Origin of the sequence: Myxococcus sp. NMCA1, from assembly GCF_026810205.1 — a bacterium.
GTDB lineage: Bacteria > Myxococcota > Myxococcia > Myxococcales > Myxococcaceae > Myxococcus > Myxococcus xanthus_A.
In genome coordinates this window covers 9,424,885-9,437,941 of the sequence record NZ_CP113950.1, presented here as the reverse complement: position 1 = coordinate 9,437,941, position 13,057 = coordinate 9,424,885, and the positions used below count along the sequence as shown (strand labels likewise).

11 protein-coding genes are annotated in these 13,057 nt (G+C 70.7%); 2 read left to right on the top strand and 9 right to left on the bottom strand.

Annotation, left to right across the window (positions count from 1 at the left end):
• Positions 1-150: 150 nt before the first annotated feature.
• A complete protein-coding gene (locus tag OZ403_RS39175; RefSeq protein WP_140796249.1) occupies positions 151-351 on the bottom strand; it encodes a hypothetical protein in 201 nt (66 codons plus the stop codon).
• Between the two features lie 473 nt (positions 352-824).
• Here OZ403_RS39175 and OZ403_RS39170 point away from each other — a divergent pair, with 473 nt between their 5' ends.
• Complete coding sequence (locus OZ403_RS39170; protein WP_140796248.1) at positions 825-1,346, top strand: hypothetical protein; 522 nt, start codon at positions 825-827, stop codon at positions 1,344-1,346.
• 98 nt (positions 1,347-1,444) lie between these two features.
• Positions 1,445-1,825 carry a helix-turn-helix domain-containing protein gene (locus OZ403_RS39165; RefSeq protein ID WP_140796247.1) on the top strand — a complete coding sequence of 127 codons (381 nt, stop codon included), beginning with the start codon at positions 1,445-1,447 and terminating at the stop codon, positions 1,823-1,825.
• Between the two features lies 1 nt (position 1,826).
• Here OZ403_RS39165 and OZ403_RS39160 read toward each other — a convergent pair whose 3' ends face one another.
• The 8 genes from OZ403_RS39160 to OZ403_RS39125 form a co-directional block, all read right to left on the bottom strand.
• Positions 1,827-4,685, bottom strand: a complete 2,859-nt coding sequence (locus OZ403_RS39160) for an Ig-like domain-containing protein (protein WP_268783165.1) — start codon at positions 4,683-4,685, stop codon at positions 1,827-1,829.
• A gap of 291 nt (positions 4,686-4,976) precedes the next feature.
• Positions 4,977-5,255, bottom strand: a complete 279-nt coding sequence (locus OZ403_RS39155) for a hypothetical protein (protein ID WP_140796245.1) — start codon at positions 5,253-5,255, stop codon at positions 4,977-4,979.
• 25 nt (positions 5,256-5,280) lie between these two features.
• Positions 5,281-7,047, bottom strand: a complete 1,767-nt coding sequence (locus OZ403_RS39150; RefSeq protein WP_140858093.1) for a chloride channel protein — start codon at positions 7,045-7,047, stop codon at positions 5,281-5,283.
• A gap of 398 nt (positions 7,048-7,445) precedes the next feature.
• Entirely contained in the window at positions 7,446-10,295 is a 2,850-nt protein-coding gene (locus tag OZ403_RS39145; RefSeq protein WP_268783164.1) for an Ig-like domain-containing protein, read from the bottom strand.
• 250 nt (positions 10,296-10,545) lie between these two features.
• Positions 10,546-11,511 (bottom strand): ornithine cyclodeaminase family protein, encoded by a 966-nt coding sequence (locus OZ403_RS39140; RefSeq protein WP_268783163.1) that lies wholly within the window; start codon positions 11,509-11,511, stop codon positions 10,546-10,548.
• 21 nt (positions 11,512-11,532) lie between these two features.
• Positions 11,533-11,958 (bottom strand): DUF4326 domain-containing protein, encoded by a 426-nt coding sequence (locus OZ403_RS39135; RefSeq protein WP_268783162.1) that lies wholly within the window; start codon positions 11,956-11,958, stop codon positions 11,533-11,535.
• Positions 11,959-11,977: 19 nt separating this feature from the next.
• Entirely contained in the window at positions 11,978-12,256 is a 279-nt protein-coding gene (locus tag OZ403_RS39130; RefSeq protein WP_140796240.1) for a hypothetical protein, read from the bottom strand.
• A gap of 102 nt (positions 12,257-12,358) precedes the next feature.
• Positions 12,359-13,054, bottom strand: a complete 696-nt coding sequence (locus OZ403_RS39125; protein ID WP_442929828.1) for a class I SAM-dependent methyltransferase — start codon at positions 13,052-13,054, stop codon at positions 12,359-12,361.
• Between the last annotated feature and the right edge of the window lie 3 nt (positions 13,055-13,057).

The window sequence follows — 13,057 nt, the reverse complement described above, 5'->3', positions numbered from 1 at the left end:
CCCGAGCGGCTCGTGAAGGACCGCACGTTGCCCGTGCGCCCCCAACGCCTTGTCTCTACGCCGGGTGTGGATCCACGTCCTGGGCCCAACCGAGAAATCCGCCATGAAGGTTGAAGCTCAAACACTTTCCCCGGCCACGAGCGGATCCGCTCATGGCTCACTGGGGACGCGGGCGAGGCCGAGCAGGGTGAGCGTGCGTGAGCGTTCGTCCCACGCGTACTCCAGCTCCAGCCCGTGCTGCGGCACGACATGCCGCGCGACCAGGCCATTGCCTGCTTGGGGCTCGCGCAGGGCCGGGTCGCCCAGGCGCTCCAGCACCTGCTGCAGGGCATGGAACGTCTCCGCCGTCATGCGGCCCACCTCCCGCCACGCTTGCGGCGCGTAATGCACGCGGTGAGGGCCCTGTCGTTGGCGGAGCTGCGGCATATCCCGGTGTCCTTCGTCCTTTCCGGGATGCTTCGTATGCCAACGGCGTGCCCACCCCCGTCGCTTGGATTTTCAACAAGCTGGGGCAGGTGCCGGGTGACCCGTGCTGCAGGAGTTACAGGCTGGCGACAGCCGAGGCAGAAGAAAGGACAGGCTCGAAGTCCCGGGAGTCACTGTTTGACGGCCTTCCGGGGGCCGCCTGGCCGGGTCCCATCCGGCGGTGCGTGACGCGAATGTCCCGGGAGCGGGGCGCGGCTTGGAAATGCGAGGCCGGCCCGGTGGCCGGCCGGGGAGGCGGCGTCGCGGACCCCCGCCGCGTCGTGGCTGCCCGCCTGTGCCGGGCGTGCCCAGGTTGAACGCAGGGCCGAGCATGCGGCGGGCCCTGGCAAGGAGGAAGGATGGCTCGGCGGAGGTACACTCCCTGGTCCGCCACCAACGGCCTGCTCTTTGGCATGGCGGCGGGCGTGGTGCTGGCATTGGCGGAGGTGGTGCTGGCGGTGGCGTCGGGGGACAACCCGATGCGTCCGGTGCGCATGTCCGCGGGGGTGCTCCTGGGGCCGTCGGCCTTCACGGCCGCGGTCTCCGACAGCACGGCCCTGCTGCTGGGCATGGGCGTCCACCTGGTGATTTCCGCGGTGGTGGGGCTCTTCTACTCCGTGCTGGATGCGTTCCTGCCGCCAGACGGGCGCAGCCGCTGGGAGTTCCAGGCCGCGGTGGGGATGCTCTACGGCATCTTCGTGTGGCTGGTGAACTTCCAGTTCATCGGGCGTGGCTCGTATCCGTGGTTCCTGGACGTGCCGCAGTTCCCCCAGATTGTGGTGCACGCCTTCTTCCTGGGACTGCCGCTGGCGTCGCTGTTCACCGCCGCGGAGCGTCGCCGGCTGCTGCTGGATGCGGCGGAGAGCACCCCCGCTCGCTGAGGCACGCGAGCGCTTTGAAAAAACGCGGAAGGTATGGTGAAAGTACCCGACCTTGAGGGTTAGCTGGGCCGGCCCTTCTTCCGTGGACTGACACACGCATGGACACAGAACTGGCGAGCATGCTGGGGGCCGCGTCGAGGGCCGCCCGGGTGCGGATGGGGCTGACGCAGGCGGATGTCGCCGAGCGCATTGGCATGGCGTCGGAGGTGTACGGGCGGTTGGAGCGCGGCCACATGCTGCCCAGCGTCCAGAACCTGCGCCGGCTGTGCATGGTGCTGAACGTGCCGCCTCACGAACTGCTGGGCCTGGGCGAGGGCTTCACCGCCCCGCCGCCGGTGAAGGAGAAGGCCGCCGCGAAGAATCGCGAGGAGGACACGCCGGAGATGCGGCGGCTGATGCGCAACCTGCGCAAGCTGACGGCGGTGCAGCTGAAGCTGATGAACCTGGTCGCCTCGGCGATGCAGCACAAGAAGAAGTAGGCTACGGCGGGTTCCGCGTGGCGAAGGGGAACGTCTGGATGGCGAAGTTCCCCGCCGGGTCATCCATCCACACCTCCACGGTGTGCTCGCCGTCCACCAGCTCGCGCGTGTCGAGCTCCGCCGTCCAGGTGCCGTCCGGCTGGAGCGTGGCGGTCCGGATGCCCGAGCCATCCCGGGTGAAGGCCACCCACCGCGCGCCGCTCACCGCGTCCGTCACCCGCGCGGTGATGTGAATCACTCCGCTGTACGTCTGCCCCGGCACCGGCAGCACCAGTGAGGCCACCGGCGCGGCGTCGTCGTAGCGCACCGTGCGTGACAGCGTGGTGCGCATGCCCGTCTCGCTCGTCACGTCGATGGTGAACGCGTTGTCCCCAGGCACCAGGTCCAGCGTCGCCTGCACGCCGCCGCCACCCCGGGGCAGCGTGTACGTCCGCCCCGTGGACAGCGTCACCGTGGTCGCGGACGCGGAGTACACGCCGATGTCGTAGGGCATCGCGTTCCCCGGCTGCGGCCCGACGAGCCACCCGTCCGGCAGACCCGTGGACACCCACGGCGCCTCCGCGTCCACCCACACCGTCAGCATCCGCTCCGTGACGTGGCCCACCGAATCCGTGGCGCGCACCAGGATGAGGTTCTCCCCCGGCCACAGGTCCACCCGGTGCGTCACGTCCCCGCCGCCCGCGGGCACGTCCGTCACCTGCACCCAGTTGGTCTCCACTCGCACCGGCGACCAGTCACGCACCACCATCCGCACGTCCACGCTGTAGGAACTCATGGCCGCGCCGTTGGCCGGTGAGAGGAAGGTGAGCTCCGGCGCGGTGTTGTCCACCATGACCACGGCTTCCTCGCTGGCGATGCCGCCGAACGAGTCGGTGGCCACCAGCCGGATGACGTTGGGCCCGTCCACCAGCGGCAGCACCGTGTCCACGTAGCCGCCGCTGGGCTCGGGGGCCACCGGGTGGCTGACGCCCTGGATGACGAAGGTGGCCGAGTCGATTTCCGCGCCCGCCGCCAGCGGCGTGACGAAGCCGCACACCTCCAGCGTCAGCGCGTCCGTGAAGTCCGGCAGTCCGCACAGCGTCACCGACGGCGCGGGGAAGGGGGACGGGTGCACCTCCACCGCGAACGACGCGGAGCTGCCCAGCCGGTTCTCCCGCGCGGGCGCCAGCGACACGCCCGAGTACACCGCGCGCAGGTCCTGCACGCCCAGCTCGCTCCAGGTGGAGGCGCGCGGCCGCCACACGAAGGCGTAGACGCCGTCCCCGTCCGCGTCGTTGTCCGCGCCCACCGTGACGCCCGCCACGGAGAACGTCACCACGCCCATGCCCGGGCCTCGCGCCTCCCAGCCGCGGTCATCCACCACGCGCGCGGACAGGGTGTTGTTCAGCGCCACCGTGAGCTGTCCGTCCACGGGCGAAAGCAGCGTGGTGGTGGTGGGCACGCCGTCGGTGGGCGGCGGCGGGTTGGTGTAGGTGGTGACGCGCACCGAGCCCTTCACTCCCTCCGCTTCCTGGGAGGCCGCCACCACCATGACGTCCGAGGAGAGCGACGGCTCCAGCCCCTCCGGAGCGGTGATGGTGAGCGTGAGGGTGGCCTCGGTGTCCGGTGCCAGCTCCAGCGTGGTGCGGCTCAGCGTCGCCGTCCAACCGGTGAGGCCGCCCTGGGTGTTCAGCCGGTAGCTGTCCGTCCGGTAGCCATGGTTGCGCACCGTGACGGGGTAGGTGACGGACTGCATGCGTGGCAAATCATGCTCGAAGGGCCGGCGCGTCCCACCGCTCACGGTGACGCCCACGCTGTAGTCGCCGAAGCACGCCAGCCCCAGCGAGGCGAAGGTGGTGGGGATGTCCGGATAGCGCGTATCCGCGCCCCAGCTCCCGTTCACCGCCTGCCGTGCCTTGAGCCACTCCAGCGCCTCCGACATGCGCCCGTCCGCGCCGGGCTTCCGGCCCGCCAGGCACAGGGCATACAGGGAGATGCCGGTGGCGAACTCGTCCGGCACGTCGCCTTCCAGCGAGCCCCAGCCCGGCGCGCCTCCGCCCGCGCGCGTGGACAGAAGCCGCGTGGCCAGGGTCTCCAGGGCCTGGGTGTTCACCTCGTTGGCGCCTGGACCGGCGGCCTTGAGTCCCACCATGGCCCACGCCACCTGGTGCGTGTAGCGCTGGCCGTCGGTGGCCGGGCCATCCGTCCAGTCATTCATGTGCGCGCGCACGTAGTCGGCCGCCCGGTCCAGCGCGGCCTGGTACCGCGAGGCCCGGGCCGGGTCCACGCGCTGCCGGGCCTGGGCAATGGCCGTCATCATTCGCGCGGTGACGCCGACGTGGCCGTAGCCCACCGGGTAGAAGGGGAAGTCCTCGCGCCAGCGGCCAGTGGCCTCCTGCCGCGTCAGCGCCCAGTCCGCGGCGAGCACCAGCGCGTCCGAGTACTGGGTGCCCAGGTGCGCGTCGTACCCCGCGAGCCCGAAGGCGGAGTAGCTCGTCTTCGCGTTGGGATAGAAGATGCCCTCGTGGAACCAGGAGCCGTCCGCGCGCTGCTCGGAGACGAGCCGCCCGGCGATGAACTCCAGGTTCTCCCGGTTGGTGCGCCCGTTGTACGTGAGCGCGTCCAGGTCGTAGCCGGTGGTGCGCGCGTTCGCGAGGCCGAACATCGCCGCACCGTGGCGGTGGCACGACGTGCAGCCGAAACGCACCGACCAGTTCGCCGCGTCCGCGCTGAGGTAGTTGATGGCGCGCTGCGCGGACTCGGCGTTGGTGGCCGCGTGTGCGGGCCCGGCGAGCAGCAGCCCCGTCAGTGTGACGAGGAAGAACGTGACGCGCGCGAGCGCGGCGCGCGGCAAGGCAGGGGAAGCGGCGTGTGAGGGCATGGGGGGCTCGCTCGAAGGATACCGCTCTGGGTATTCATGCAAGCAAAGCACCCGAGGAAGTGAGCGCATGCCTGTCTTGGAGGCATGACAGCCATCACCTTCACATGAGGGTCGCGCACCACCCCGAGGCCACTTCGCCCGAGGCATTCGAGACACATGTGCAATCCATGTTCATCGCGCTGACGCGCCGCGTGTACGGCTCCAGCGCGATTGACATGACACGCCAGGCATTCGCTGGATGCCGTGCTGGCGGTGAATCACACGCATTCACGCGACAGGCATTGCACGGCGTCATCGCGGTGTTTCGTCGGGGCGGCGCGCGTCGCCTGGGGGCGGCGCTTCGTCTCCTGGGACGGGTGTCTCCGGCGGCAGATGTGGCAGGGGCCAGCCTTCGAACAGGGGCCACGCGCGGTACATGGCCCGGCGCTCCTCGGGCGTGAGGGGACGGGCGGGCGGTGGGGTGACAGCCGGGCCTTCGGGCGGTGGGCGGTGGAGCAGGACGACGCTCAGCACCATGCACAGCAGGCCCATGAGCACGATGCTCCATGCGCGCGCCGGTCCGTGCAGCATCCGTCTGTCTTCCACGCCGCGTTCCTCAGAAGGTCCCCTGCTTCAACACGTCCTGCTTGGAGATTGTGCCCAGCAGGCGCCGCTCTCCGTCCACGACGGGGAGCCGCTCCAGGGAGGTCGCCGTGAAGCGGGCGGCGACCTCGCCCAGGGACAGGCCGGGCGTAATCGGACGCACGCGCACGTCCATCAGGTCCGCGGCGATGGTGGCGTGCAGTTGTGTGTGGTCCGGCAGATGGCCCTTCAGTTGGTCGAGCACCAGCGCGCCACGGTACCGGCCCGCTTCATCGGTGACGTAGAGGTCCTGGCCCAGGGGCTGCTCCAGCAGGAACGCGAGCACCTCCTGGAGCGGCGCCGACGGAGGCACGCGCTGGTGCACGGGCTTGAGCAGCGCGCGGGCGCCTTCCTGGCGCAGCCAGTGCGGCACGGTGGCGGGGACGCGCACGTTGCGGCGGTTGAGCACGGATGTGTACAGCGACTCCGGCTCCAGGCGCCGGCTGACGACCGCGGACACCACTGCGCTGAGCATCAGCGGCAGCACCAGCGGGTAGTCGCCGGTGAGCTCGAAGATGAGGAGCACCGCGGACACCGACGCGTGTGTGGTGCCCGCGAGCACCGCGCCCATGCCCAGCAGCGCGTAGGCGCCGCTGGGCGCGCCGCCGGGCAGCACCCATTCGGCGAGCATGCCGAAGGCGCCGCCCAGCAGTCCGCCGTAGAAGAGGGACGGGGTGAAGAGTCCGCCGGGAACGCCGGCGCCCGCGCAGGTGGCGGTGAGGGCCAGCTTCGCCAGCGGAAGCAGCAGCAGGTGGGCCAGGGAGAGCTTGCTGAGCAGCGCCGCGTTCACCGCGTCATAGCCGTTGCCCAGCAGCTGCGGCAGCCACACCGCCGTCACGCCCACCACCGTCATGGACAGCAGGGGCAGGAAGGGCGCCAGCCACGCGGCGGCCCGGTCCAGCAGGTCCGACATGACGTTGATGCCGCGCACGTAGAAGGCGGACGCGACGCCCAGCACCACGCCCAGCAGCATGGCCAGCACCAGCTCGCGCGGGTGCAGCAGCGTGTAGTGGGGAATCACGAAGCTGGGGTGGTCCGCGATGAGGCCGCGTGACACGAGCGTCGCCACCACGCACGAGACGACGATGGGGCCGAACAGCTCCAGCGCGAAGCTGCCCAGCAGCACCTCCAGGCCGAAGAGGGCCGCGCCAATGGGGACGTTGTACGCGGAGGCCATGCCCGCGGACGCGCCGCAGGCCACCAGCAGGCGGGCCTGCCCGGGGCCCAGCCGCAGCCAGCGGGCCAGCGACGAGCCACTGGCCGCGCCGGTGGACAGCAGCGCGCCCTCGCGGCCCAGCGGCGCGCCCATCGCCACGGCGAGGATGGAGACCAGCCCCCGCAGCAGCGCGCGCGGCAGCGACAGGCGGCCGGACTTCACCCAGATGGATTCGATGATGCCCGCGGTGCCGTGGCCCCGCATGGGCCGGCCGACGATGAGCGTCAGCAGCGTCACCAGCGCGCCGCCGAGAATCGGGATGAGCACCCGGCGCCACGTGGGGGCCGCCGCGACGCCGGCCAGGAAGTCCTCGCCCGTGCTGCGCCAGAAGAGCTGCTGGGTGAAGCGCAGCACCTTGAGCAGCGCCACCGCGCCCAGCCCCGCGATGAGCCCCACCGCGACGACGAGCAGCCAGAAGCGCTGCTCCGGGCCGGTGAGGCTCCCCATCAGCGCCCGGATGGATCCGCCCCACCCGTGGGCGCCGTCCATGCCGGGAGGGCCGTTGGCTGCGTGTCGGGCACCCACGCGGATCCAAGTTAGGCCCTGCTTCCGGGCGGGAGGGGCCGGGGGCCTGGGGCTGGCCGTCACCCGGCCGTGGGATGAGGCCCCGCCCCGCCTTGTTCCGACCTGGGAACGGCTTGCGTCCGGGGCCGCAATCCCGATGGGGAGGGGCGGGCACGCATCGCTCCGTGGGCGCCGCGCTTGCCCTCCTGGGACGGGTGGCAGGTGGCCGCTCGGCGGCAGATGCCGGGGGCGGGGGCGTCCGTGCACCGAGCCTTGGGTGCGCCGCGTACCGCGTGGAGCGCCCAGGCCGCGTGCATCGCAGAGGCTGGCGGGCCGCCGCGGCCTCGCATGTGACGGCCGCGGCGCTCCACGTCGCCGGAGCCCACCCAGGACGTCAGGGTGGGCCCCTGTTCACCGCGTCAGTTGCTGACGACGATGTTGAAGCTCTGCACGGCGAAGTTGCCCACGCCGTCGTTCATCCACAGGTCGATGGTGTGCGCGCCGTTCACCATCTCCCGCGTGTCGAACTGGGCCGTCCAGGTGCCGTCCGACTGCTGGGTACCCACGCGGATGCCGGACATGTCGCGGCTGAAGCCCACGTTCGTCACCGGGCCGAAGTTGTCGGTGACGTTCGCGCGCACGGTGATGGTGCCGCTGACGGTGCTGCCCGCGGTGGGGCTGAGCAGCGTGGCGGTGGGGGCCTGCACGTCGTAGTTCACCCGGCGCACGAGGTTCGCCGTCATGCCCGTCTCGCTGATGACGGAGATGCCCAGCGTGTTGACGCCCGGGGCCAGCGTCACCGACGTCTGAATCTGGCCGCCGCCGCGAGGCAGGTGGAAGGGCGCCCCTCCGTTGACGCGCACCGTGGTGGCGGAGACCGTCTGCACGTTGATGGCGTACTGGAAGGTGCCGTTGGGCAGCGGGCCGTAGAGCTGGCCGTCCGCGAAGTTGGTGCTCACCACGGGCGTGCCCGTGTCCACCCACAGGTACAGCAGCTTCTCGGTGACGTTGCCGGCGCTGTCGGTGGCGCGCACCAGGATGACCTGGTTGCCGTAGCTGACGTTCACCGGGTGCTCCACGGTGCCGTTGCCGAACTCCAAGAGCGAGCTGTTCACCCACTGCGTCTCCACGCGCACGGGCGTCTGGTCCTGCACGGACGAGCGCACCGTCACCACCGGCGTGTTCACCGCGGCGTTCTCCGCGGGCGACAGGATGGTGAGGATGGGGGCCACCCGGTCCACCGTGAAGTTGACCTGCTTGGTGGTGACGCCGCCGAAGCTGTCACGCGCGGTCATCTGGATGATGTTGGGACCTTCCTCCAGCGTGATGGAGGTGTAGATGAGGCCGCCGTTGCCCGGCGTGAGGACGATGGGCGCGCCGCCGTTGATGATGAACGCGGCGTAGGTGATGACGGCGCCCGGCGCGCGCGGCGTGGCGTAGCCCCAGATGTCCAGGGCCGTCTCCCGCGTGAAGGCCGGCGGGTTGCCGATGGTGACCATGGGCGTCAGGTGGGGGAACGGGTCGATGATGAGGGTGCTCGACGCCGTGCTGCCCAGCAGGTTGGCCAGCGGGGCCTGCCGCTCCACGCCGGAGTACACCGCGCGGTAGTCCTGCGCGCCGGTGATGGTCCAGCTGTCCACCGCGGGCACCCAGTTGAAGGCGTAGATGCCGTCGCCATCCGCGTCCACGTCCGCGCCCACGGGCACGCCCGCGACGTAGAAGGTGACGACGCCATGGGCCGGGCCCGGGACGATGGCGCCCCCGTTCGTCACGCGCGCCGACAGCAGGGTGCCGTTGCCAATGGTGACGCGCGCGTTGGCCGAGGGCGTCACGATGGTGGTGACGGTGGGCAGACCCGTCACGGGCGGCAGGGGCGGGGTGTATGCCGCCACACGCGCGGAGCCGGTGACGCCGGGCGCGCCGCCGGACGAAGCGATGAGCGTCACCGCGGAGGTGAGCGCGGGCAGAAGTCGGGGTGGCGCATTGACGGTGACGGTGACGGTGCCTTCGCCGCCCGCGGGCAGGAAGAGGGTGACGGGGCTCACGGTCGCGGTCCACCCGGGCAGGCCGCCCTGGGTGCTCAGCGTGTACGTGTCCGCCTGATAGCCGTGGTTCTTCACGGTGAAGGTGAACGTGGCCTGCTGCGGCGACGGGTTGTCCACCAGGAGCTCCTGCCGCTCCGCGCCAACGACGGAGACGCGCACGCTGAAGTCACCGAAGCACGACAGGCCCAGGGCCGCGAAGGTGGTGGGGATGTCGAAGGTGGCCGAGCCGGTGCGCCAGCTGCCGTCCGGCGACTGCCGCGTCTTCATCCACTCAATCGCGTTGCGCAGGCGCGGGTCGGTGGCGGGCTCACGGCCCGCGAGGCACAGCGCGTAGATGGCGCTGCCGGTGGCGAAGTCGTTGGACTCCTCGTTGGGCAGGTTGCCCCAGCCCGCGTTGCCGGGGGAGGTGCGGGTGATGAGCCGCTCGGCCAGGGTGTTGATGGCGCCGGTGTTGACGTCGTTGAGGCCGGGGCCCGCGGCCTTGAGGCCCAGCACCGTCCAGGCCACCTGGAAGGTGTAGGGCATGCCGTTGCCGGGCGCGCTGGTGTCGTTGTTGTTGAGGTTGGCGCGCAGGTACGCGGCGGCGCGGTCCAGCGCGGCCTGGTACGCGGCGGCGCGCGCGGGGTCCACGCGCTGCTTCGCCTGGGCCATGCCCGTCATGATGCGCGCGGTGGTGGACACGCTGCCGTGGTCCACGGGGAAGTGCGCGTGGTCGCTCGGCCACCGGCCGCTGGGCTCCTGCGTGGTCAGCGCCCAGTTGGCCGCGTTCACCAGCGCGTTGCTGTACTGGGTGGAGACGTTCTCGTCGTAGCCCGCCAGGCCGAAGACGGAGAAGGACGTCTTCTCGTAGCGGAACGCGGTGCCCTCGTGAATCCACGAGCCGTTGGCGAGCTGGTCATTGCGGATGCGCTGGGCCAGCAGCTCCAGGTTGGCCAGGTTGGTGCGCCCGTTGCTGACGACGGCGTTCATGTCGTAGCCGTTGGCGCGCGCGCTCGACAGGCCGTACACCACCGCGCCCTGGCGGTGGCAGGCCACGCAGTTGTTCTCCTGCGTCCAGTGCACCACGTCCGCGCTGAGGAAGTTGATGGCGCGCTGCGTGGACTGGGTGTTCGTCTGCGTCTGCGCGGCTGAGGGCAGGGCGACGACGAGCGGGACGAGCGCCACCAGCCGCAGCAAGACAGCGGGGAGGTGGCGCCAGGAGGGACGCCGGGGGACGTGAGCCATCAGAGGTCTCCGAAGAGAGGCGGGTGCCGGGATTGGCACCCCGCGCGACCTCCGGGAGGAGCGCTCCAGACGCACGACGGCAGCGCTGGGCGAGCGCTATCTCCGCGCTTCACCCAGGGTGACTGTTGCGGCTTTGAGAGCATCCCCCCGGACTGCGCAGTTAGGGAATACTCCTGTGTTATTGGAACTGTCCAGTCCTGCAGGTTTCGAATGAGTCACAAGATGTACGGGGTAGGGCTGACCCACTGGGTCATCCGTTTCCGACGATGTCGAAGGGCTGTCCGAGCCCTCGCTTCAGAGCGGCATCGTAGAGGGCGCGAGCGAGGGCGACGTCCTGGAGCGCGAGGCCGGTGGAGTCGAAAACGGTGAGTTCGGTGTCGCTGGTGCGGCCGGGCTTCTTGCCGGAGACGACTTCACCCAAGGTGCCGGCGATTTGCTCGGGGCGGAGGAGGCCGTCATGCAGCGGCACGTTGACCTCGCCGGAGTGGAGGGCCTGCTCGGTGTCGTCGATGAAGACGCGGCCTTCGGTGAGCAGGCGCGCATCCAGCTCCTGCTTGCCGGGGGCGTCCGCGCCCATGGCGTTGATGTGGGCGCCGGGCTGGAACCACTCGCGCTTCACCACGGGAACGCGGGCGGGGGTGGCGGTGCAGACGATGTCGGCGGCGCAGGCTTCCTGGGTGCTGACGATGCGGCCGCCCTTCTCTGCCTGGAGCGCCTTGGCGGCGGCTTCGGAGGCGTCGGCGAGCAGCAGCTCCAGGTCGCCGAAGAGGGCGCGGTGCGAGTCGATGAGCACGCGGGCCTGCACGCCGCAGCCGACGAGGCCCAGGGTGCGCGGCTGCTTCTTCGCGAGGAACTTGGAGGCCACGCCGCCGGCGGCGCCGGTGCGCCAGGCGGTGAGCAAGGTGCCGTCGAGGATGGCCAGCGGGGAGGCGGTGTCCGGGTCGCTGAGGATGTACAGGGCTCGGACGGTGGGCAGGCCGTGCTTCTCCGGGTTGCGCGGATGGGCGTTGACCCACTTCACGCCAGCGGCGCCGTCGAGGAACGCGGGCATGGCGCGGAAGTCGCCGTCGTAGGAAGGCAGGGACAGGTACACCTTGGGCGGCATCAGCGACTCGCCGAGGCCGTGGGCACGGAAGGCCCGCTCGACGGCGGTGAGGCCGAGCTCGACGGTGTACAGGCTGCGGAGGTCCTTCGCGCTGAGGATGAGGGTGGGCATGGCGGCGCTATATCGCGCTCCCTATGCCGACGGTGCGTCCACCCACTCCGCCAGGATGTCCGCGTGGCAGGGACCAGGCTTGCACCAGCAGCCCAGACGTTTGCCACGCAACGCCAGCACGGCGGCGCGATAGTCCGCGTCATGCCGGGTGCGCAGCGCGAGGTACCAGCGGAACGCGTCGAAGGCGTCCTCGTCCGGCCCCATTCGGCGCAGGGCTTCCTGGCGGATGCGCTCCTGCTCCGCCTCCGGAAGCGTCCCCAGCCACGGCGCGAAGTAGGTACGCAGCATGGCGCCTGGAGTGCGCACGCCTCCGGGCTTGAAGGGGTTGCCGAAGCGGCCGGGCACCGGGTTGAGCGGGCTCGGCTTCGCATAGGCGCGGAAGGCCCGGCCCACGTACACGTCGCAGCCGTCGTGGACATGGACCGCCGTGGTGCGCGTCACGGTCATCGGCGTGGCCTCGCGAACGCTACTTCTTGCGCTTCTTGCCCGCGGCGGGCGCGACGACGGGCTCCGGGGGAGTCTCCGCGGCGGCCTTCAGCGTGTCGCGCTCCTCCAGCACCTTCGCCAGCTGCCCCTCCAGCTCGCTGACGCGCTCCTTCAACGTCGCGTTCTCTCCGCGCAACGTGTCCGCGTCCTTGCGCAGCGTGTTCGCCTCCACGCGCGCCCGCGTCAGCTCGCGCGACGACGTGCAACCCACGGCGAGGGGAACCACCGCCAGCGACACCACCGTCATCCATGCCTTCATGTGATTCAGCTCCTGGACGCCCGGGCCCAGGGCCTTGAGCCCAGTCGGCCCGGCGTCGTGGCGCGGAGCGTAGACATGGAGCCCGCGTCACAGGAAGTCGCGTCAATTGGTTGCATCTCCAACGACATTGTCGCGAACCTCTTGAATCCAGACGTGCTCCGGTCCCCATGTGAAGAGGAGCCGGTGCTTGGAGAGGACCGTGAAGCCCGGCGCCTCCACTGGCTGCGTCACCGTGAGGATGCGAGTTCCCGGCCGACAGGTGCGGAAGCGCTCCACCAGCCGGGCCCGCGTCTGTGGCGTCAGCGCCGTCCAGTTGGTGAAGACGTGCGTGGCATCCTGGAGGTCCGCGCGGGTCGCGTCGCCCACGATGAGCTGCGCGCCTGCCTTCTCCACGGACTTTCGGGCCAGGTCCACATGGTGCTGCATCAACTCCACGCCGCGAGCCTCCGCGCCCAGCCAGCGCGCGGCCAGCAGCGTGCGGCCCCGTCCCGCGCCCAGGTCCACCAGCCGCGAGCCACGGCCCAGCCCGGCCTTCCAGAAGAGCCACACCCCCGTGTGCACCGGCATCTCGCCGTACATCAGCTCCTTGAAAATCTGCCCGCTCGCCTGGAGCACGCGTGTCGTTTCGAAGGAGCGCTTCAGGCGGTAGGGCGACACGCGCACCTCGTGCAGCCACAGGCTCAGGTAGGGCGGGAGCAGCCGGGGCCGCCGTAGCAGCACCAGGACGTCACCGAGCCGGGTGAACAGCTCGATGAACACGATGCTGATGCGCAGGACGACCAGTGCCGGCAGGGACATGCC